This window comes from Micromonospora sp. R77, from assembly GCF_022747945.1.
Lineage (GTDB): Bacteria > Actinomycetota > Actinomycetes > Mycobacteriales > Micromonosporaceae > Micromonospora.
Window position 1 is genome coordinate 6,433,055 of record NZ_JALDST010000001.1, and the last position, 17,817, is coordinate 6,450,871.

The 17,817-nt window shown below is 75.2% G+C and carries 21 protein-coding genes and 2 pseudogenes; 14 read left to right on the forward strand and 9 right to left on the reverse strand.

Annotated elements, in window-relative coordinates; genetic code table 11:
* Nucleotides 1-3 precede the first annotated feature (3 nt).
* Nucleotides 4-1,230: a lycopene cyclase family protein gene (locus MRQ36_RS29770; RefSeq protein ID WP_374250918.1), complete on the forward strand. Its 1,227-nt coding sequence runs from the start codon at nucleotides 4-6 to the stop codon at nucleotides 1,228-1,230.
* A gap of 4 nt (nucleotides 1,231-1,234) precedes the next feature.
* On the opposite strand, the gene MRQ36_RS29775 is transcribed toward MRQ36_RS29770, so the two are convergent.
* Complete coding sequence (locus tag MRQ36_RS29775; RefSeq protein ID WP_242800059.1) at nucleotides 1,235-1,816, reverse strand: dihydrofolate reductase family protein; 582 nt, start codon at nucleotides 1,814-1,816, stop codon at nucleotides 1,235-1,237.
* 112 nt (nucleotides 1,817-1,928) lie between these two features.
* A complete protein-coding gene (locus MRQ36_RS29780; RefSeq protein WP_242800060.1) occupies nucleotides 1,929-2,657 on the reverse strand; it encodes a tyrosine-protein phosphatase in 729 nt (242 codons plus the stop codon).
* Between the two features lie 70 nt (nucleotides 2,658-2,727).
* Here MRQ36_RS29780 and rnhA point away from each other — a divergent pair, with 70 nt between their 5' ends.
* From rnhA to MRQ36_RS29795, 3 genes are all read left to right on the forward strand, one after another.
* Nucleotides 2,728-3,210, forward strand: coding sequence for a ribonuclease HI (gene rnhA, locus MRQ36_RS29785; RefSeq protein WP_242800061.1), 483 nt, complete (start codon nucleotides 2,728-2,730; stop codon nucleotides 3,208-3,210).
* An 82-nt stretch (nucleotides 3,211-3,292) separates the two neighbouring features.
* The gene (locus MRQ36_RS29790; protein WP_242800062.1) at nucleotides 3,293-4,516 is read left to right on the forward strand and encodes a cytochrome P450; all 1,224 of its coding nucleotides are present in this window, start codon (nucleotides 3,293-3,295) and stop codon (nucleotides 4,514-4,516) included.
* Nucleotides 4,513-4,710: a ferredoxin gene (locus MRQ36_RS29795; RefSeq protein WP_374250920.1), complete on the forward strand. Its 198-nt coding sequence runs from the start codon at nucleotides 4,513-4,515 to the stop codon at nucleotides 4,708-4,710. The genes MRQ36_RS29790 and MRQ36_RS29795 overlap by 4 nt, the downstream gene beginning before the upstream one ends.
* Before the next feature lie 42 nt (nucleotides 4,711-4,752).
* Here MRQ36_RS29795 and MRQ36_RS29800 read toward each other — a convergent pair whose 3' ends face one another.
* On the reverse strand, nucleotides 4,753-4,995 hold the full coding sequence (locus MRQ36_RS29800) for a hypothetical protein (protein ID WP_242800064.1): 243 nt from the start codon (nucleotides 4,993-4,995) through the stop codon (nucleotides 4,753-4,755).
* Nucleotides 4,996-5,115: 120 nt separating this feature from the next.
* On the reverse strand, nucleotides 5,116-5,991 hold the full coding sequence (locus MRQ36_RS29805) for a pentapeptide repeat-containing protein (RefSeq protein WP_242800065.1): 876 nt from the start codon (nucleotides 5,989-5,991) through the stop codon (nucleotides 5,116-5,118).
* 55 nt (nucleotides 5,992-6,046) lie between these two features.
* Here MRQ36_RS29805 and MRQ36_RS29810 point away from each other — a divergent pair, with 55 nt between their 5' ends.
* Both MRQ36_RS29810 and MRQ36_RS29815 read left to right on the forward strand, forming a co-directional pair.
* On the forward strand, nucleotides 6,047-6,280 hold the full coding sequence (locus MRQ36_RS29810) for a hypothetical protein (RefSeq protein ID WP_242800066.1): 234 nt from the start codon (nucleotides 6,047-6,049) through the stop codon (nucleotides 6,278-6,280).
* 57 nt (nucleotides 6,281-6,337) lie between these two features.
* Nucleotides 6,338-7,756 (forward strand): RtcB family protein, encoded by a 1,419-nt coding sequence (locus tag MRQ36_RS29815; protein WP_242800067.1) that lies wholly within the window; start codon nucleotides 6,338-6,340, stop codon nucleotides 7,754-7,756.
* Between the two features lie 4 nt (nucleotides 7,757-7,760).
* On the opposite strand, the gene MRQ36_RS29820 is transcribed toward MRQ36_RS29815, so the two are convergent.
* A complete protein-coding gene (locus MRQ36_RS29820) occupies nucleotides 7,761-8,186 on the reverse strand; it encodes an archease (protein ID WP_242800068.1) in 426 nt (141 codons plus the stop codon).
* A gap of 90 nt (nucleotides 8,187-8,276) precedes the next feature.
* Between MRQ36_RS29820 and MRQ36_RS29825 the strand changes: the two genes are divergently transcribed.
* Nucleotides 8,277-8,882 carry an MBL fold metallo-hydrolase gene (locus MRQ36_RS29825; protein WP_242800069.1) on the forward strand — a complete coding sequence of 202 codons (606 nt, stop codon included), beginning with the start codon at nucleotides 8,277-8,279 and terminating at the stop codon, nucleotides 8,880-8,882.
* Here the strand turns inward: MRQ36_RS29825 and MRQ36_RS29830 are convergent.
* Both MRQ36_RS29830 and MRQ36_RS29835 read right to left on the reverse strand, forming a co-directional pair.
* On the reverse strand, nucleotides 8,855-9,616 hold the full coding sequence (locus MRQ36_RS29830; protein WP_242800070.1) for a B3/4 domain-containing protein: 762 nt from the start codon (nucleotides 9,614-9,616) through the stop codon (nucleotides 8,855-8,857). The two genes, MRQ36_RS29825 and MRQ36_RS29830, sit on opposite strands and share 28 nt — an antisense overlap.
* Nucleotides 9,617-9,624: 8 nt before the next feature.
* Nucleotides 9,625-10,230 (reverse strand): LysE family translocator, encoded by a 606-nt coding sequence (locus MRQ36_RS29835; RefSeq protein WP_242800071.1) that lies wholly within the window; start codon nucleotides 10,228-10,230, stop codon nucleotides 9,625-9,627.
* Between the two features lie 173 nt (nucleotides 10,231-10,403).
* Between MRQ36_RS29835 and MRQ36_RS29840 the strand changes: the two are divergent.
* A pseudogene (locus tag MRQ36_RS29840) lies at nucleotides 10,404-10,484 on the forward strand (hypothetical protein); the annotation flags it as partial.
* 244 nt (nucleotides 10,485-10,728) lie between these two features.
* Nucleotides 10,729-11,745, forward strand: a complete 1,017-nt coding sequence (locus MRQ36_RS29845) for a PLP-dependent aminotransferase family protein (RefSeq protein ID WP_242800072.1) — start codon at nucleotides 10,729-10,731, stop codon at nucleotides 11,743-11,745.
* Here the strand turns inward: MRQ36_RS29845 and MRQ36_RS29850 are convergent.
* Nucleotides 11,718-12,707: a YafY family protein gene (locus tag MRQ36_RS29850; protein WP_242800073.1), complete on the reverse strand. Its 990-nt coding sequence runs from the start codon at nucleotides 12,705-12,707 to the stop codon at nucleotides 11,718-11,720. The genes MRQ36_RS29845 and MRQ36_RS29850 overlap by 28 nt on opposite strands.
* A 44-nt stretch (nucleotides 12,708-12,751) precedes the next feature.
* Between MRQ36_RS29850 and MRQ36_RS29855 the strand changes: the two genes are divergently transcribed.
* A complete protein-coding gene (locus MRQ36_RS29855) occupies nucleotides 12,752-13,228 on the forward strand; it encodes a hypothetical protein (RefSeq protein WP_242800074.1) in 477 nt (158 codons plus the stop codon).
* A gap of 42 nt (nucleotides 13,229-13,270) precedes the next feature.
* A complete protein-coding gene (locus tag MRQ36_RS29860) occupies nucleotides 13,271-13,798 on the forward strand; it encodes a hypothetical protein (protein WP_242800075.1) in 528 nt (175 codons plus the stop codon).
* Here the strand turns inward: MRQ36_RS29860 and MRQ36_RS29865 are convergent.
* The gene (locus MRQ36_RS29865) at nucleotides 13,768-14,430 is read right to left on the reverse strand and encodes a TetR/AcrR family transcriptional regulator (protein ID WP_242800076.1); all 663 of its coding nucleotides are present in this window, start codon (nucleotides 14,428-14,430) and stop codon (nucleotides 13,768-13,770) included. The two genes, MRQ36_RS29860 and MRQ36_RS29865, sit on opposite strands and share 31 nt — an antisense overlap.
* 114 nt (nucleotides 14,431-14,544) lie before the next feature.
* On the opposite strand from MRQ36_RS29865, the gene MRQ36_RS29870 reads away from it, so the two are divergent.
* From MRQ36_RS29870 to MRQ36_RS29885, 3 genes and pseudogenes are all read left to right on the forward strand, one after another.
* Nucleotides 14,545-16,056, forward strand: a complete 1,512-nt coding sequence (locus tag MRQ36_RS29870; protein WP_242800077.1) for an NAD(P)/FAD-dependent oxidoreductase — start codon at nucleotides 14,545-14,547, stop codon at nucleotides 16,054-16,056.
* An 18-nt stretch (nucleotides 16,057-16,074) separates the two neighbouring features.
* A complete protein-coding gene (locus MRQ36_RS29875; protein WP_242800078.1) occupies nucleotides 16,075-16,971 on the forward strand; it encodes an SDR family oxidoreductase in 897 nt (298 codons plus the stop codon).
* 47 nt (nucleotides 16,972-17,018) lie between these two features.
* Nucleotides 17,019-17,815: pseudogene (locus MRQ36_RS29885) on the forward strand (alpha/beta fold hydrolase).
* Nucleotides 17,816-17,817: the final 2 nt, after the last annotated feature.

Here is a 17,817-nt window from a genome sequence, read left to right on the forward strand (position 1 = left end):
CGGGTGAACCCGATCCCGGTGGACGTGGACCTCGCGCTGGTGGGCGGCGGCGGCGCCGCGTCCCTGGTCCTGGCCGCGCTGGGCCGGCACGGTCCGTCGGGCCTGCGGGTCGCCGTGGTCGACCCGGTCCGCAAGCGCGGCCAGGACCGGACGTGGGCGTTCTGGGGGACGCCCGGCACGGACCTGGATCCGCTGCTCAGCGCGAGCTGGTCGCAGGTCGAGGTGGTCACGCCGGGCGGGCGCCGCGTCCTGCCGCTCACCCCCCTGCGGTACGCCATGCTCCGCTCCGCCCCGGTCTACGACCGGGCTGCCGAGGCGGAGGCACGCCTCGGGGCGGTCCGGATCGGTGCGGCGGCCGGCGCCCTGGACGACGACGGGGAGCGGGTGCTGGTCCGGGACGTCGACGGCACGGTGCTGGTACGGGCCGGCTGGGTGCTGGACTCCCGTCCCCGCCCACCGGAGCGGCCGGGGCGGACGAACTGGTTGCAGCACTTCCGTGGTTGGTGGGTGGAGACCGACGCGTCGACGTTCGACCCGGCCCGGGCGGTGCTGATGGACTTCCGCACCCCGCAGCCGGCGCGGGGTGTGTCGTTCGGCTACGTGCTCCCGGTCAGCGACCGGTACGCGCTGGTCGAGTACACGGAGTTCTCCCCGGCGCTGCTCACCGACGAGGCGTACGACACGGCGCTGCGCGGCTACGTGGACCTGCTCGGGCTGGACCCGGCGGCGCTGCGGGTGCGGGAGGTGGAGAACGGGGTGATCCCGATGACCGACGGCCCGTTCGTCGCGCGCCCGTCGCCGCGGGTGGTCCGCCTCGGCACGGCGGGAGGCGCCACCCGTCCCTCGACGGGGTTCACCTTCTCGGCGATGCACCGGCAGGCCGAGCAGGTCGCCCGGGCGCTCGCGGCGGGCCGCCCGCCCGTGCCGGGGGCCGCCTATCCGGGGCGGCACCGGTGGATGGACGCGGTGGCGCTGCGGGCCCTGGACCGGGGGCGGGTCGGCGGGATCGAGTTCTTCGAGCGGCTGTTCGACCGTAACCCGGCCGAGCGGGTGCTGCGGTTCCTGGACGGTGCCACCACCGTCGCGGAGGATCTGGCGGTGATGCGCTCCAGTCCGCTGCTGCCGATGACCGGCGCGGTCGCCGGTGATCTGGTGGGTCGGCTGCGGGACCGGCTGCGCCGCGTGCCGGCCCCCGCCCCCGTGTCGGGGGCCGGCACGCCGCGGCGGTGAGCCGTCAGGCCGGCCGGTAGGTCGCCACCAGCACCCCGGTGGTGCTGACGGCGCTGTCGACCAGGCGCAGTGGCGCGGGGCCGTCCGCGTCGGGGAAGAGCCGTCGGCCGCCGCCGAGCACCAGCGGGTGGATCAGCAGGACGTACTCGTCGATCAGCCCCTGCCGGCCCAGTGCCCGGACCAGCTCGCCGCTGCCGAGCACGGCGATGTCGCCGCCCGGCTGGGCCTTGAGTTCCTTGACGGCGGCGACGACGTCGCCGGTGAGCAGGTGGGAGTTCGCCCAGGGGAGCGGCGCGGTGAGGGTGCCGGAGGCGACGTACTTGGGCAGCGCGTCGAGGACCGGCGTGAACGGGTTGTCGCGCTGCTGCGGCCAGTAGCCGGCGAAGTCGGTGTAGGTGCGGCGGCCCAGCAGCAGGGCATCGGTGGTGGCCATGCCCTCGCCCATCTTCCGGCCGATCACCGGGTCGGTGTAGGGCACGGCCCACCCGCCGGCGGTGAAGCCGTCCCGGGTGTCCTCGTCGGACCGTCCGGGTGCCTGCATCACCCCGTCCAGGCTGACGTTCTCGGTGACCACGATCCTGCGCATGTCGCTCCTCGGCGGGTCGCGGCCGGCGCGGTGCCGGCCGTCCACCCACCACACGAACGGCGGGCCGCGGAATCGACAGGTCGGCGCGGTCGTTTTCCCGGGTGGCCGGTGCTCAGTCGGTCAGCAGCCGGGCCCGCAGCGCGGCGACCAGGTCGTCGTCGACGCCGAGGCGGTCGGCGGCGTAGCCGCGTACCGAGCCGTGCGCGGTGGTGAGGTCGGCGAGGACGTGGCGGATGATCTCGGCGGGAGCGCGGCCGTATCCGGGCCAGCGCAGGGTGCGGCCGGGGTGGGCGGCGTGCCAGTCGGCGATCAGCCGGTCGGTGGCCAGTTCGGTCAGGGCGAAGTCGGCGGCGATCTGGTCGTCGGAGACGCCGAGCAGGGCCAGCACCAGGGCGGCGAGCAGGCCGGTGCGGTCCTTGCCGGAGGCGCAGTGGAAGACCAGCGGATGGTCGCCGTCGGCGATGACGGTGAGGGCCTGGCGCAGTTCGGTGACCCCGTCGGTGGCGACCTCGGCGTACCGGTCGGCCAGGTGGCGCCAGGGGTCGACGTCGGGGTCGATCTCGGCCTGGTCGTAGCCGCGGTGCTCGATGCTCAGGTTGAGCCAGGTCAGTCCGGGTTCGTCGGGGACCCGGCCGCGGGCGGCGATCTCCGACGGATAGCGCAGGTCGATGACGGTACGCACGCCGAGCGCCCGGAACCGGGTCAGGTCCTCGCCGGCGAGCTTGCCGAGCGAGTCGGACCGGTAGAGCCGTCCCCAGCGCAGGGTACGGCCGTCGTCGGTGCGGTAGCCGCCGAGGTCGCGGAAGTTGTGCAGCTGCTGGAAGGGCAGGTGCCTGATCATGGGTCGTACGCTAGCCGTCGCGGGCGGGTCGGGTGGTCCCGTGGCGGGGCGTACCCGGTAGGTTGCCGGCATGGTGGAGGCGGCGGCCGGCAGGGTCGTGGAGATCTGGACCGACGGTGCGTGCAGCGGTAATCCCGGCCCGGGTGGCTGGGGGGTGCTGCTGCGCTGGGGTGACCGGGAGCGGGAGCTGTGCGGCGGGGAGGCCGCCCCGACCACGAACAACCGGATGGAGCTGACCGCCGCGATCCAGGCCCTGGAGAGCCTGACCCGGCCGGTCACGGTGCGGCTGCACACCGACAGCACGTACGTGCGTAACGGCATCACCGGTTGGCTGGCGTCGTGGAAGCGCAACGGGTGGTTGACGGCGGCGAAGCAGCCGGTGAAGAACGCCGACCTGTGGCAGCGGTTGGAGGCGGCCTGCGCCCGGCACGACGTGACCTGGCTGTGGGTGAAGGGGCACAACGGCCACCCGGAGAACGAGCGGGCGGACGCGCTGGCGAACCGGGGGATGACCGAGGCGCGGGCGGGTGCGGGGGTGGCGGCCGGCCGGTGACGGCGGGTTGTGTCGACGCACCTCGATGGGTAACGTAGCGGATCGACGCCGTTACGGACAGTTTCCCTCGGAGGTGTCCCGCGTGACCCCTGCCGCCCTGACCGACCTGCCGCTGTGGCCACCGACCAACCTCGGCCGGGACCCGCTCGTCCCGCTCGACGCGGGGGAGCGGGACCGCTTCGACGCCCCGGTGACGAAGGTCCGACTCCCCACCGACGCGACCGCCTGGCTGGTGACCCGGCACGCCGACGTCCGTCAGCTGCTGCGGCACCCCGGCTTCAGCGCCGACCTGACCCGGCCGGGTTTCCCCCTGCTGCGGGCCCTGCCGCCGGAGTCGCTCAGCGACCGGCGGGGCGGGTTCATCCGGATGGACGGGATCGAGCACTCCCGGCTGCGCCGGATGCTCACCGCCGAATTCATGATCAAGAGCATCCGGCGGATCGAACCGCTGATCCGGCAGACCGTCGAGAGCACCCTGGACGACCTGCGCGACGCCGGTCCGCCCGCCGACCTGGTGGCCACCTTCGCCCTGCCGCTGCCGTCGATGGTGATCTGCCACCTGCTCGGCGTCCCGTACGCCGACCACGACTTCTTCCAGCTGCGCAGCCGCACCCTGCTCGACCGGAGCGCCGCGCCGGAGCTGGTCCGTACGCACGTCGGCGAGCTGCGGGACTATCTGCACGGGCTGGTCGAGGCGAAGTGCGCCGCCGGTGACCGGGGCGACGACCTGCTCAGCCGGCTGGCCCGGGACCGGGTCGACACCGGCGAGCTGGCGGTGGACGAGCTGGTGGGGATGGCGCTGCTGCTGCTCATCGCGGGGCACGAGACGACCGCCAACATGATCGGGTTGAGCACCCTGCTGCTGCTGCGCGAGCCCGACCGGTACGCGGCCCTGCGCGACGACCCCGACCAGGCGGAGACCCTGGTGGAGGAGCTGCTGCGCTATCTGAGCATCGTGCGGACCGGCCTGCCGCGGTTGGCCCTGGAGGACGTCGAGGTCGGCGGGCAGCTGATCCGGGCGGGGGAGGGCGCGATCGCGGTGCTCTCCACCGCCAACCGGGACGCGGCGGTCTTCGACGGGCCGGACGAGTTCGACCCGTACCGGCAGGCGCACCAGCATGTCGCCTTCGGCTTCGGGGTGCACCAGTGCATCGGCCAGCCGTTGGCCCGGGCGGAGCTGCGGATCGCCCTGGTGGAGCTGGCCCGGCGCTTCCCCGGCCTGCGGCTGGCCGCCCCGGACGGGCCGCTGCCCACCCGGGACAACTCGATCGTCTTCGGCCTCGACGCGCTGCCGGTGACCTGGTGACCGGCCGGGTACGCGTCGATCGGGACCGTTGCTGCGGTTCGGGCAACTGCGTGGTGACCGCCCCGGAGGTCTTCGACCAGGACGACGAGGAGGGTCTGGTGCTGCTGCGGTTCACCGCGCCCGCGCCGGAGACCCTGGCCCTGGTGCGGCGGGCCGCCGACCTGTGCCCGGCGGGCGCGATCACCGTGGAGTGAAGCGGCCCGGGTGACCCCGGGGTCGGGGTCCCCGGGCCGGGGTCACTCCTGGGTGGGTGGCTCCTGCACGGCGGGGTCGCCGGTGCCGGAGACCGCGTCGACGTCGTAGCCGGCCCGGCTGACGTCCCGCGCCGAGCGGCGGTCCTCGGCCGGCAGGTCGGCGAAGTCGTCGCCGGTGTCGGCGGTGGTGTGCAGGGACTCGCCCGGTGGCCGCAGCGACGCCTCGTAGGCGGTGGCGCCGTCGGGTTCGTCGGTGGCCGCTCGGCCGAAGTGTTCGTCAGTCATGCCGCACCTCCTGCCCCGCTCGCCCGTCCGCAAACGCGCCGTCAGCTCCGACCCGGCCGCCGCGCGCCGCCGCCCGGTCCACCGCGGGTCACCCGCCCGGTACGCGGCGGGGTGGGTCGGTCAGCGGCGGCGCGGGGCGCGGGACCGGGCCGGTGTCACGGTCAGCGACCAGTGCGCGGGGCGGCGCAGCGCCGCCGGGAGCACGGTGCGGTGGTCGCCGCGGGCGGCGTCGAGCTGCGACTGGTGCAGGAAGAGGCAGCCGCCGAGGTCAGCGCCGCGCAGGTCCGCCCCGCGCAGGTCCGCGCCGGTCACGTCGGCCGCCCCGAGGTCCACCCCGCGCAGGTCCGCGCCGATCAGGCAGGCACCGCGCAGGTTCGCCCCGGACAGGTCGGCCCGGCGCAGGTCGACCCCGATCAGCATCGCGCCGCGCCGGTCCGCACCGGCCCGACCGGCGCGGGCCTGCTCACCGGCCCGGGACAGCAACACGTTGACCCGGTCCCGGTGGGCGTCGACGTCGAGGGCGAGCAGGTCGTCGGGGGTGCCGTCGGTGAGCCGGCCGGTGTCGTCGAGCGCGCGGGCCAGGTCGTCGCGCAGCGGTCCCGGCGGGGTGTGGGCCACCGCCTCGGTCAGATACCAGAGCAGTTCGTGCAGCGGGCGCAGCACGGCGAAGGTGTCGAACATCCGCCGGGCGGTCCGCGGGTCGTCACGCCAGTCCCGGCCACCGAAGGTCCCCTGGGTCAGGTGCTGCCCCGCGCCGAAGCAGTCGAAGACCGTGCAGCCGGGGAAGCCGCGCTGCCGTAGGTCGCGGTGGATGCCGCAGCGGGAGTCCGGCCGCAGGTTCGGGCAGGGCCGGCCGGCCGGTTTGTCGAGGGCGAAGTCGGCCGACGCGGCGAAGGCGGGCGCGACGCAGCAGATCCCGACGCAGCGGGCGCAGTCGGCGCGCAGCTCCCGCCCGCCCGCCGGCGTCGACGTCCGTGGTTCCGTCGTCTCGGACACGCTGACCGGCCTCCCGCCGCTGGACAGTCCCGACGCGCGGCGGTCGCCGCGGCCGGTGCCATTGTCCGTCGTCGGTCGACCGCCGCCCCAGCCGACCCGTGCCCTCACCACCGCGGCGATTCTGGGGGCGGTCGACGCGCTGCTGATCGGGCCGGGCGTCACCCTGCTGACCGGGGTGGTGGGCGCGTCGTCCGTGCTGGCGATCCCGGTGGGGGTGGTGGTCGCGCTGGTGGCCTTCGCCGCCCAGGTCGGCTACATCTTCCGGGCCTCCCTGGGGAAGCAGGCCTGACCGCCGCGCCGGACCGGGGCGCGTGTAATCGACCCGCACCCGGGTAGCCGGGCGGGCATGGAGCTGGTCGAGGAGTCGCCGTACCGGTTCCGGATCGACCGGCGGGACCCGATGCGGGTTCCGGGCGTGATCTTCGCGTCCCGGCCACTGCTGCCCGACGGTGGCGCGGACCGCTCGCTGGAGCAGGTCGCGAACGTGGCGACGCTGCCCGGCATCGTCGACGCCTCGTACGCCATGCCGGACGTGCACTGGGGCTACGGCTTCCCGATCGGCGGCGTGGCCGCCACCGACGTCACGCACGGCGGGGTGGTGTCGCCCGGCGGGGTCGGGTTCGACATCTCCTGCGGGGTGCGCCTGCTCACCGCCGACCTGGACCGGGCGGAGCTGCGGCCCCGGCTGGACGCGCTGATGGACGGCCTGGGCCACGCCACCCCGCGCGGCATGGGTCGGGGCGCGGTGTGGCAGCTGGCCGACCGCGCGGAACTCGACGCGGTGCTGCGCGGCGGCTCCCGCCACGCCGTCGAACGGGGCCACGGCGTCGCGCGGGACCTGGACCGGTGCGAGGACTACGGCGCGGTGGACGACGCGAACCCGGCGCAGGTCAGTGAGCGGGCGGTCGAGCGTGGCGCGGGCCAGGTCGGCAGCCTCGGCTCCGGCAACCACTTCCTGGAGGTGCAGGCCGTCGCGGAGATCTACGACGAGACCGTGGCGACCGCGTTCGGGCTGCGGGCCGGCCAGGTCTGCGTGATGATCCACTGCGGGTCGCGGGGGCTCGGGCACCAGATCTGCACCGACCACGTGCGGGCCATGGAGAAGGTCATGCCCCGGTACGGCATCCACGTGCCCGACCGGCAGCTCGCCTGCGCTCCCGTCTCCTCCCACGAGGGCCGGGCCTATCTCGGGGCGATGGCCGCCGCCGCGAACTACGCCCGGGCCAACCGGCAGCTGCTCGCCCACGCGGCCCGCGAGGTCTTCCGGCGGGTCACCGGCAGTGGGCTCGACCTGGTGTACGACGTCTCGCACAACCTCGCCAAGATCGAGACGCACGACGTGGCCGGGTCACCCCGCCAGCTCTGCGTGCACCGCAAGGGCGCCACCCGGGCGCTGCCGCCGGGCCACCCCGACCTCCCCGACGACCTGCGCCCCGTCGGTCAGCCCGTGCTCATCCCCGGCTCGATGGGCACCGGCTCGTACGTCCTCACCGGCGTCGCCGGGGCACCGGCCTTCGCCTCCACCTGCCACGGCGCGGGCCGGGTGCAGAGCCGCAAACAGGCCACCAGGGCGGTCGGCGGCCACGACCCGCGCCGCGAGCTGGCGGCGCAGGACATCGCCGTACGCGGGGCGTCCCGGCGCGGGCTGGCGGAGGAGATGCCGGCCGCGTACAAGGACGTCACGGCGGTGGTGGCGGCGGCCGAGGGCGCCGGCCTGTGCCGGCGGGTGGCCCGGCTGGTGCCGCTCGGCGTGGTGAAGGGCTGACCCGTCACACGTCCAGCGTCACCGCTGCGGCCCAGCCGCCGTCGGCGGGACCGAACCGCAGCTCCTGCAGGGAGACCGCCTTCGGGACCGCGCCGACCAGCTCCACCGCCGCCGTCGACGCCGTCCGCCAGCGGACCGTGACGCCGTCGTCGGTCGCCCGGACCCGCGTGACGAGCGGCAGCACGCCCGCGGTCTCCAGCCGGAAGATCACCTCGTCGAGCACACCGACCAGCAGGTCCGGGTCGTCCTGCGGCGGCAGGTGGAACTCGGCGTCGGCGTCCGGGGCGGCGCCGGCCGGGTCCACGAAGCTCTCCACCAGCGCGGCGACCGCCTCGGCCAGGCAGCTCTCCCGGTCCGGCGCCCACGCCTCGATCCGTACGTCGGCGGTGTGCGGCACCCTCCGGTGCCCCCGCGCCGCTGCTCGCCCCATGCCCCGATCATGCGTCGCCGCCGCCGCGACCGATCGTGAACCGCCGGAACGGGGCAGCGGCGCCGGCCGGTCACGCAGTACCGTCCGCCCGTGCAGCTCACCAAGTGGACCCATGCCTGCGTCCGGATCGAGCAGGACGACCGGGTGCTGGTGATCGACCCGGGCACCTGGAGCGAGCCGGCGGCCCTGGTCGGGGCGGACGCCGTGCTGATCACCCACGAGCACACCGACCACGTCGACGTGCTGCGCCTGGCCGGGCTGGGCGTGCCGGTCTTCGCGCCGCACGGTGCCCGACTGTCCGGCCCGGTGCCGCTGGCGGTGACCCGGGTCGCGGCCGGTGACCGGTTCACCGCCGCCGGTTTCGCGGTGAGCGCGGTCGGCGGGCGGCACGCCCTCATCCACGCCGGCGAGCCGGACTGCGTGAACCTCGGCTACCTGGTCCAGGACGCCGTCTATCACCCGGGCGACTCGCTGCACCGCCCCGACCAGCCGGTCGACACCCTGCTGCTGACGGCCCAGGCGTCCTGGCTGAAGCTGACCGAGGCGATCGACTTCGCCCTGGCCCTCGACCCGCGCCGGGTCTTCCCGATCCACGACGCCCAGCTCAACGAGCGGGGCCTGGCGTCGGTCAACGGCTGGTACGGCGAGCTGCTCGGCGACCGCTACCGCTACCTCGCCCCGGGCGAGTCCGCCTGAGTCCGCAGCAACGGCAGGACGAACCCACGCGGCGGCGGGTCCGCCGGCGCGAACGACGGCGCCGCGGCGGTGAGGACCGCCGTCCGGGGCCGCGCCGCCCACATGGCGGTCACCGCGTCCGCCAGGGTCGCCAGCATCCGGGGTACGTCGGTGGCGGCGTCCGCGTGCATCGCCTCGATCACCACCAGCACCTCGCGGGTTTCGGGGCGGACCGCCGACCAGCCGCTCTGCCGGTGGGTCCAGCGCCGGGCGTGCGCCCGCCCGGTCGAGTCGACGAAGGTCACCTCGCCCGGCTCCGGCCGCTCGACCTGCCCGTCGAACGTCTCGTAGTGCTCGTCGCCGGTGGCGTGCCGGACCTCCAGGTCGCCGGAGATCCGGTCGACGTCGAGCACGGCGACGGGCACGGCGTACGCGACGGAGACGGCGTTGCCGAGGTCGACCAGCGGGTGCAGCCGGGGCAGCGTCCCGTCCCGCCGCAGCCGGCGCAGCAGCGACTCGGCGGCGCAGCGGTAGCGGGTCGGGGCGAGGCCGGTCGCGGCGAACACCCGCCGCCACGCCTGGATCTCCGGGAAGCCGCTCTCGGATGAGCCCGCCAGCCGGGCCCGCGCCGTCTCGACGTGCGGCGCGGCGAGCGCCGCCACGTCCACGTCGGGGGTGATCCCGTCGGCGTGCAGGACGCCGCAGACCAGCTCCGGGAAGGCCGACCGGACCTGTGGGGAGTGCCGGAATCGCACGGGTTCTCCTATCGGGCGGTGAGGGCGAGGCTCACACCAAGGGCGAGGAAGCTGCCGGCCAAGCCGCGACGCAGCAGCGTGGTGAGGCGGGGCCGGGTCAGCACCCGGTGCCGAACCGCCCCGGCGAGCAGCCCGTACGCGCCGAACACGACCAGGGTGACCAGGACGAACACCCCGCCGCAGGCCAGCATCCGGGGCGCGGCCGGTGCGCCCGGCGGGACGAACTGCGGCAGGAACGCCACGAAGAAGACCGTCACCTTCGGGTTGAGCAGGTTGACCAGCACCCCGTCACGGAGCAGCCGGGCCGGGCCGGGCGGGGGCTGGGCGGCGACGGGCAGCGGATCCCGGTCGCGCAGGGTGGTCCAGCCCGTCCACAGCAGGTACGCCACGCCCGCCCAGGTCAGCACCCGGAACACGGGCGTGCTCGCGGCCACCAGGCCGGCCAGGCCGGTGACCGCCGCCAGCAGGTGCGGCAGGAGGCTCAGCGTGCAGGCGACGGCGGCCACGAGGCCGGACCGGCGTCCCCCGGCCAGGCCGGCGGAGAGGGTGTAGACCACCCCGGTGCCCGGGGTGGCGGCCACGACCAGGGCGGCCAACAGGAAGGTGATGCTCACTCCGTCCACCCTGCTGCCAGAATGGCCCGGTGGACAGGGCCAAAACAGCGACCGGTGAGGGGTCCATAACCGCCGGCTCGGACTTCCTGCACCTCGACGTCGCCGAGGCGCCGGCCGGCGGCCGGGCGGCCTGGCTGGCGGCGCGACTGCGGGCGGCGATCGCCGACGGCCGGGTGCCGGTCGGTTCCCGACTGCCGGCCAGCCGGCTGCTCGCCGCCGAGCTGGGCGTGTCCCGGGGCGTGGTGACCGAGGCGTACCAGCGGCTCACCGAGGACGGGCACGTGGCCGGGCGGGGCCGGGGCGGCACCGTCGTGGTGGCCACGCCGGCCACGGTGGTGGTCAGCCGCCACGCCGCCGGCCGTCGACGTCTTCGCCGACCGGCCCGACACCGACGTCTTCGACGCGCTGCGCACCGCCCCGGCCGAGGTCGATCTCACGCCCGGCGTACCCGATCTGGCGGCCTTTCCCCGCGCGGCCTGGCTGCGCGCCGAACGCGCGGTGCTGCACCGGCTGCGGCCCGCCGAGTTCGGGTACGGCGACCCGACCGGCGTGCCCGCGCTGCGGCTCGCCGTCGCCACCTGGCTGGCCCGCAGCCGCGGCATCCGGGCGGACCCGGCCGAGGTGGTGATCGTGGCCGGGGTGTCCCAGGCGCTCGGCCTGCTCGCCCAGGTCCTGCAGGGCGAGGGCATCCACACCGTGGCGGTCGAGGACCCGGGTTCCCTCGGGGTCCGGCAGCACCTGCACGACTGGCGGCTGGCCACCCCGCCGGTGCCGGTCGACGCGCACGGCCTGCGCGTCGACGAGCTGGACGCGAGCGGCGCGCCGGCGGTGCTGCTCACCCCGGCGCACCAGTTCCCGACCGGGGTGGTGCTCGACGGCGACCGGCGGCGGCAGCTCATCGGCTGGGCCCGCCGGGGCGGCCTGGTCATCGAGGACGACTACGACGCCGAGCACCGCTACGACCGGCCACCCGTGCCGGCGCTGCGCGCCATGCTGCCCGAGGCCGTCTGCTATGCCGGCAGCATCTCCAAGCTGCTCGCCCCGGCCCTGCGGATCGGCTGGGTGCTGGTGCCGCGCCGGCACCACGCCGCCCTGGTCGCCGCCAAGCGGCTGGCCGACCGGGGCACCTCCGCGCTGCCCCAGCTGGTGCTCGCCGAGCTGATCGACTCCGGTGCGCTGGAACGCCACCTGCGGCTGCTGCGCCGCCGGCACGTCCGCCGCCGGGACGCGATGATCCGTGCGGTCCGGGCGCAGCTGCCCGGTGCGGTCGTGCACGGCGCCGCCGCCGGCCTGCATCTGCTGGTCACCCTTCCCGGCACGGTCTCCGACGTGGAACTGGCCGCGGCGTGCCTGCGGCGGGGCGTGAAGGTGCAGCCGCTGTCCTGGCACGGGCAGCGACCCCAGCCGCCCGGCCTGGTCCTCGGCTACGCCGCGAACACCCCGGGCGACCTCGAGCGGGGGCTCGCCGTGGTCGGCGCGGCCCTGCGTCAGGTTCGGTCCGCCGGCCCGGCATAGAGCACGGCCAGGGCGGCGGCCGTGGCGGCCAGCCGGTCCCGCAGCGCGGTGGGGGAGAGGACCTCCACCTCCGCGCCGAGCCGCAGCAGGTCACCGTGCGCGTGGGTCGGCGACTCCACCGGGACGACCGCCCGCACCCACCCTGCCTCGTCGGGCGGCCCGGCGGTGGCGTCCACGGCGGCCACCACGGCGTCGCTGGCGATCTCCCGCAGCCGTTCCCGCCCCCGCGGCGACAGCCGGATCGTCGCCTCGTCCCGCTGCAGCCGGGACCGGAAGTCCACCACGTGCGCGCGCCACCAGGCGGGCAGGTCGAAGTCGGCCGGTCGGTCGAACGACTCGGCCAGCGTGGTCAGGCCGAGGATCTGGTTCACCCGGTAGGTGGCTGGTTCGGCGCGGTCGGGTCGGGCGGCCACCACGTACCACCGGCCGCCCTTGAGCACCAGTCCGTACGGCTCCAAGAGGCGGGTCACCTCCCCGGTCCAACTGCGGTACCGGACCCGGACCCGGCGCTGCCGCCACACCGCGTCGGCGGTGGGCGCCAGGTGCGGGGACGGGTCGCCGTCGGAGTACCAGCCGGGGGTGTCCAGGTGGAAACGCTGCTGAAGTTGGGCGGCCCGGTCGGCGAGCGGGCGGGGCAGCGCGGCGCGCAGCTTGAGCCCGACGCTGGCGACCACCGTGTCGTAGCCGAGCTCGGCGGTCGGACCGGGCAGCCCGGCGAAGAGCAGACGCTCCGCCTCCTCGGCGGTGAGCCCGGTCAGCCGGGTCCGCCAGCCGTCGACGAGCCGGTAGCCGCCGGCATGACCGGCCTCGCCGTACAACGGGATGCCGGCCGCGTGCAGGGAGCCGACGTCGCGGTAGACGGTGCGCTCGGACACCTCCAGCCGCCGGGCCAGCTCGGCCGCGGTCAGCCGACCGTGCTCCTGGAGCAGCAGCAGGATCGACAGGAGACGACTGGCCCGCACTCCGCTGACACTAGCTGTCAGGGAAGCGGCCCTACCGTCCCGGCATGGCATTTCACGACAAGCAGCTGACCGTGCCGGGGACCGTCGAGGTCGCCGGTCGGCACGTCAAGCGTTACCACGTCGACCAGCCCGGACGGCGGCTCGAACCGGCGGTGGTGGCCACCGCGTACGAGTTCCTGCCCCGACTGCTGCCGTCGTCGGACGGTCACACCCCGCCGGCGAGCTGGTCGGTGCTGCACCGGGGCGCGGACAGCGGCGCCTACCTGCTGGCGTACACCTGGTTCTGGGACAACGTGGTGGAGTGCCGGATCGCGGTCGCCGGCCAGCCCGCCCTGGACTGCCCCGACGACGACCCGGCGCACTTCGTGCCGATGACCCGCCCCGGTGTCGGCTGCGTCTGGGAGCTGGGCGTGCTGGAGCACGAGCGCACCGCCTGGATCCGGCACGTGCTCGCCCCCGACCGGCCGGACCTGCCGGGCTATCTGGCCGACACCCGGGCCGAGGGGCCGGTGGGAGCCTGACGGGGACCGCGACGCGGGCGCGGACCGCCTAGGGTGAGCGGCGTGCGGCGATGGAGACGGGTCGATCCGTGGGGGTTCCGGCAGGCGTGGGCCGGATTCATGCTCTGCTGCGGTGGGCTGGTCGCGCTGACGGCGGCGGGCGCGGCGCTGCACAAGGTGCGCACCGAGGGTGTCGAGGCGAGGATGCTCTGGCAGTTGCCCCTGCCGGTCGCCTTCCTGGCCCTGTGGCTGACCATGGTGGCCCGGTTCTACCTGGTGGGCCTCTGGCACAACGAGCGTGGCCTGCTGATCCGGCACATCCACCGTTCCCGGCTGCTGCTCTGGTCGGAGGTGACCGGGTTCGAGGTCCGCGCGGCGCGGCTGCTCGGCGGGGCGACGGTGCGCAACGCGGTCTGGGTGGTCACGCGCGACGGCCCGGTCGAGACGCCGGTGCAGCGCCGGTCGCGGATCGTCGGCTGGCGCAAGAACGTCGGTCCGGTGCTGTCGCCCGCCGACTTCGACCTGACGCTGGCCCGCCTGCGCGAGGCGCGCGGCGACGCTCAGGCCGGGGGCGGCGTGGTGGTCCGGTAGATCGCGGTCAGCCAGACGTCGAGCAGCACGTCGACGACGTCCCGTTCGGCCACCGCGGGGCCGTCGCCGGCGAAGGTGGCGTACCAGACCCGCTCGTTCATCGAGTTCAACGCGATCGCCAGGTCCCGGGCGGGCAGCCCGTCCGGGGCCGCGCCGCGCCGCCGCTCACCCTCGATCGCCTGCTCGACCGCGTGCACCCACGCCTCCAGCACCTCGGCCCAGAGCCGGCGCACCTCGGCGTTGGTGCCGCGCACCTGGGCGCAGGCCAGCACCACCGCCCGGTGACCGCCGAAGGCGGCGTGGAACCGGGCGATCAGCTCCCGCCAGCGGGCCCGCGGGTCCTCGGCGAGGCGGTCCAGCACGTCACCGGCGGCGGTGTTCGCCTCCGCGATCACCCGGTCCAGCAGGGTGAGCAGCACCGCGTCCTTGGACGGGAAGTAGAAGTAGAACGTGGGGCGGGAGATACCCGCGCCGCGGGCCAGGTCGTCGATGGAGATCTCACCGAAGGGCCGCTGGGCCAGCAGCCGCTCGGCGGTGGCGAGGATGGCCGTCTCCCGGTCGTCGCCGGTGGAGCGCCCGGACCGCCGGCCCCGGGTGGGCGCGGCTCCGGTCGACGTACGGGCGGCGGTCATGACGGCTGATGCTACACCCGCTCGACACCCTGTCGATTCCACTCGACAGGGTGTTGACCGACCTCGACGGCGCTGGATAAGGTCCGCTCCTCTGCCCTGCGACCGGGAGCTGCCATGGCCACCGACCACGTGGACGTCCTCATCGTCGGCGCCGGCCTGTCCGGCATCGGCGCCGCGGTGCACCTGCGGCGCAACTGTCCGCAGCAGACGTACGCGGTGCTGGAGGCGCGCGCCGCGATCGGCGGCACCTGGGACCTGTTCCGCTATCCGGGCATCCGTTCGGACTCCGACATGTACACGCTGGGCTACTCCTTCAAGCCGTGGACGAACCCGAAGGCGATCGCCGACGGCGACTCGATCCGGGAGTACGTCCGGGAGACCGCCCGGGAGTACGGCGTCGAGGAGCACATCCGCTTCCAGCACCGGGTGGTCCGCGCCGAGTGGGACAGCGCCACCGCCCGCTGGACGGTCCACGCGCGCCGCGACGACACCGGCGAGGACGTGGTCCTCACCTGCGGCTTCCTCTTCACCTGCTCCGGCTACTACCGCTACGACGCCGGTTACACCCCCGACTTCCCCGGCGTCGAGCGGTACGCCGGGCAGCTCGTGCACCCGCAGCACTGGCCCGAGGACCTGGACTGGACCGGCAAGCGGGTGGTGGTGATCGGCAGCGGCGCCACGGCGGTGACCCTGGTGCCGGCGATGGCCGAGCGGGCCGCGCACGTCACCATGCTCCAGCGCTCACCCACGTACGTCATCGCGCTGCCCTCGCGTGACCGGCTCGCCGACGCGCTGCGGCGCCGGCTCCCGGCGAAGGCCGCATATCCGGTGGTGCGCTGGAAGAACGTGCTGCTCGGCGTCGCGAACTTCCAGCTCAGCCGGCGTCGCCCCGGACTGGTGAAGAAGTTCCTGCGACGCGCCGCCGCCGGCCGGCTGCCGGTCGGCTACGACATCGACCGGCACTTCTCACCCCGCTACGACCCGTGGGACCAGCGGCTCTGCGTGGTCCCCGACGGTGACCTCTTCGACGCGGTGAGCGCCGGCCGGGCGTCCGTGGTCACCGACACCATCGACACCTTCACCGAGGGCGGCGTCCGGCTCGCCTCCGGCGAGGAGCTGCCCGCCGACATCGTGGTCACCGCCACCGGCCTCAACCTGCTCGCCCTCGGCGGCATGACCGTCGCCGTCGACGGCCGGGAGGTCGACCTGGCCGGCACGGTCGCCTACAAGGGCATGATGCTCTCCGGCGTGCCGAACTTCGCGATGACCATCGGTTACACCAACGCGTCCTGGACGCTCAAGGCCGACCTGGTCGCCACGTACGTCTGCCGCCTGCTGCGCCACCTGGACGCCACCGGGCAGCAGATCGTCACCCCGGTCGCCCCGGCCACCGGCGACCTCGAGCCGATCATCGACCTGAAGTCCGGGTACGTGCTGCGGGCCGTGGACCAGCTGCCCAAGCAGGGGCCGGTGGCGCCGTGGCGGCTGCACCAGAACTATCCGCGCGACGTGCTGCTGATGCGGCACGGCCGCCTCACCGACGAGGGGGTCCGGTTCTCCCGCGCCGGCACCCCACCCGCCGCCGGCCCGGCGGAACGGACCCCAGCCGACGCCCCCGTCGGCTGAACCGCGAAGGAGCACCTGATGCGTGACTTCGTCTTTCCCGGCGGCACCGCCGTGGTCACCGGGGCGGCCAGCGGCATCGGCGAGGCCCTGGCGCACGGCCTCGCCCGGCGCGGCGCCGACCTGGTCCTGCTCGACCGGGACGCCGAACGGCTCGACGCCGTCGCCGCCGCGCTCCGCGCCGCCCACCCCGACCGGTCGGTCGAGACGCACCTGGTGGACCTGGCCGACGCCGACGCCACCGACCGGGTGGCGGCGGAGCTGGCTCACCGCCATCCCCGGATCCGGCTGCTGGTCAACAACGCGGGCGTGGCGCTGGGTGGCCGCTTCGACCAGGTCACCCTGGACGAGTTCCTCTGGGTCATCGAGATCAACTTCCGGGCCGTGGTACGGCTGACCCACGCGCTGCTGCCGGCGCTGAAGGCCGAGCCGGGTGCCCACCTGGTCAACGTCTCCAGCCTCTTCGGGCTGATCGCCCCCGCCGGCCAGGCCGCCTACTCGGCGAGCAAGTTCGCCGTGCGCGGCTTCACCGAGGCGCTGCGCCACGAGCTGGTCGACGACGGTGTCGGCGTCACCTCCGTGCACCCGGGCGGCATCCGGACCCGCATCGCGGCCAGCGCCCGGGTGGGCAGCGGCGTCCCCCGCGAGGAGTACGAGGCCGGTCGCCGGCAGTTCGAGAAGCTGCTCTCCATCGACCCGGCGAAGGCCGCCGAGGTGATCCTGCGCGGCGTCGAACGCCGCCGGGGCCGGGTGCTGATCGGCTGGTCGGCGAAGCTGCCCGACCTGCTGGCCCGGGTCGCCCCGGCCTCCTACCACCGGGTCCTCGCCCTCGGCATGAAGCGCGCCGTCCCGGCCGCCACCGGCAGTGCCGCCACCGGCGGCGACGCGACTCCGACACCGGCGGAGCGGTCCGCGTGACCGGAACGCTGCCCGCCGCCGACGAGCTGACCGTGGCCGGGCGGCGGATGCGCTGCCGGATCACCGGGGACGGCCCGCCGGTGGTGCTGCTGCACGGCATCGGCCGCACCCTCGACGACTTCACCGCGCAGCAGGAGCTGCTGGCCGCCGACCATCGGGTGCTCAGCGTCGACCTGCCCGGTCACGGCGGCTCCGCGCCGCTGGACGTCCCGCACACGCTGCCCGCGCTCGCCGCCGCGGTCGCCGACTTCCTGGACGCGGCCGGGGTCTCCTGGCCGGCCCGGCTGGTCGGCAACTCCTCGGCGGGGCGGTGGCGATGCGGCTCGCCGCCGACCAGGCGCACCGGGCGGCCAGCCTGGTGCTGGTCAACAGCGCCGGGTTCGGCCGGGAGGTGACCGTCGCGTTGCGGCTGCTCGCCGTGCGCCCGCTCGGCCGGCTGCTGCTGCGTCCCCATCCGGTGGTGGCCCGCCGCACCGAGCTGGCGATCTTCCGGGACCCCGCGTACGCCACCGAGGAACGGATCGCCACCGCCCTCGCGGTGGCCCGTCAGCCGCACGCCGCCCGGGTGATGCTGGAGCTGGTCCGCGACCTCGGCACCTGGCGCGGGGTCCGTCCCCAGTGGCGCGAGGAGCTGCTCGCCGCGGTCGCCGCCCTGGACCTGCCCACCCTGGTCGTCTGGGGCGACCGCGACCTGATCCTGCCCGCCGGCCACCTGGCGGCCGCCCGCGCCCGGCTGCCCGAGGCGCGCACCCACCTGTTTCCCGACACCGGGCACATGCCGCAGATCGAGCGCGCCCCGGAGTTCCACGCGCTGGTCACCGCCTTCTGGGCCGACCACACCTGAAC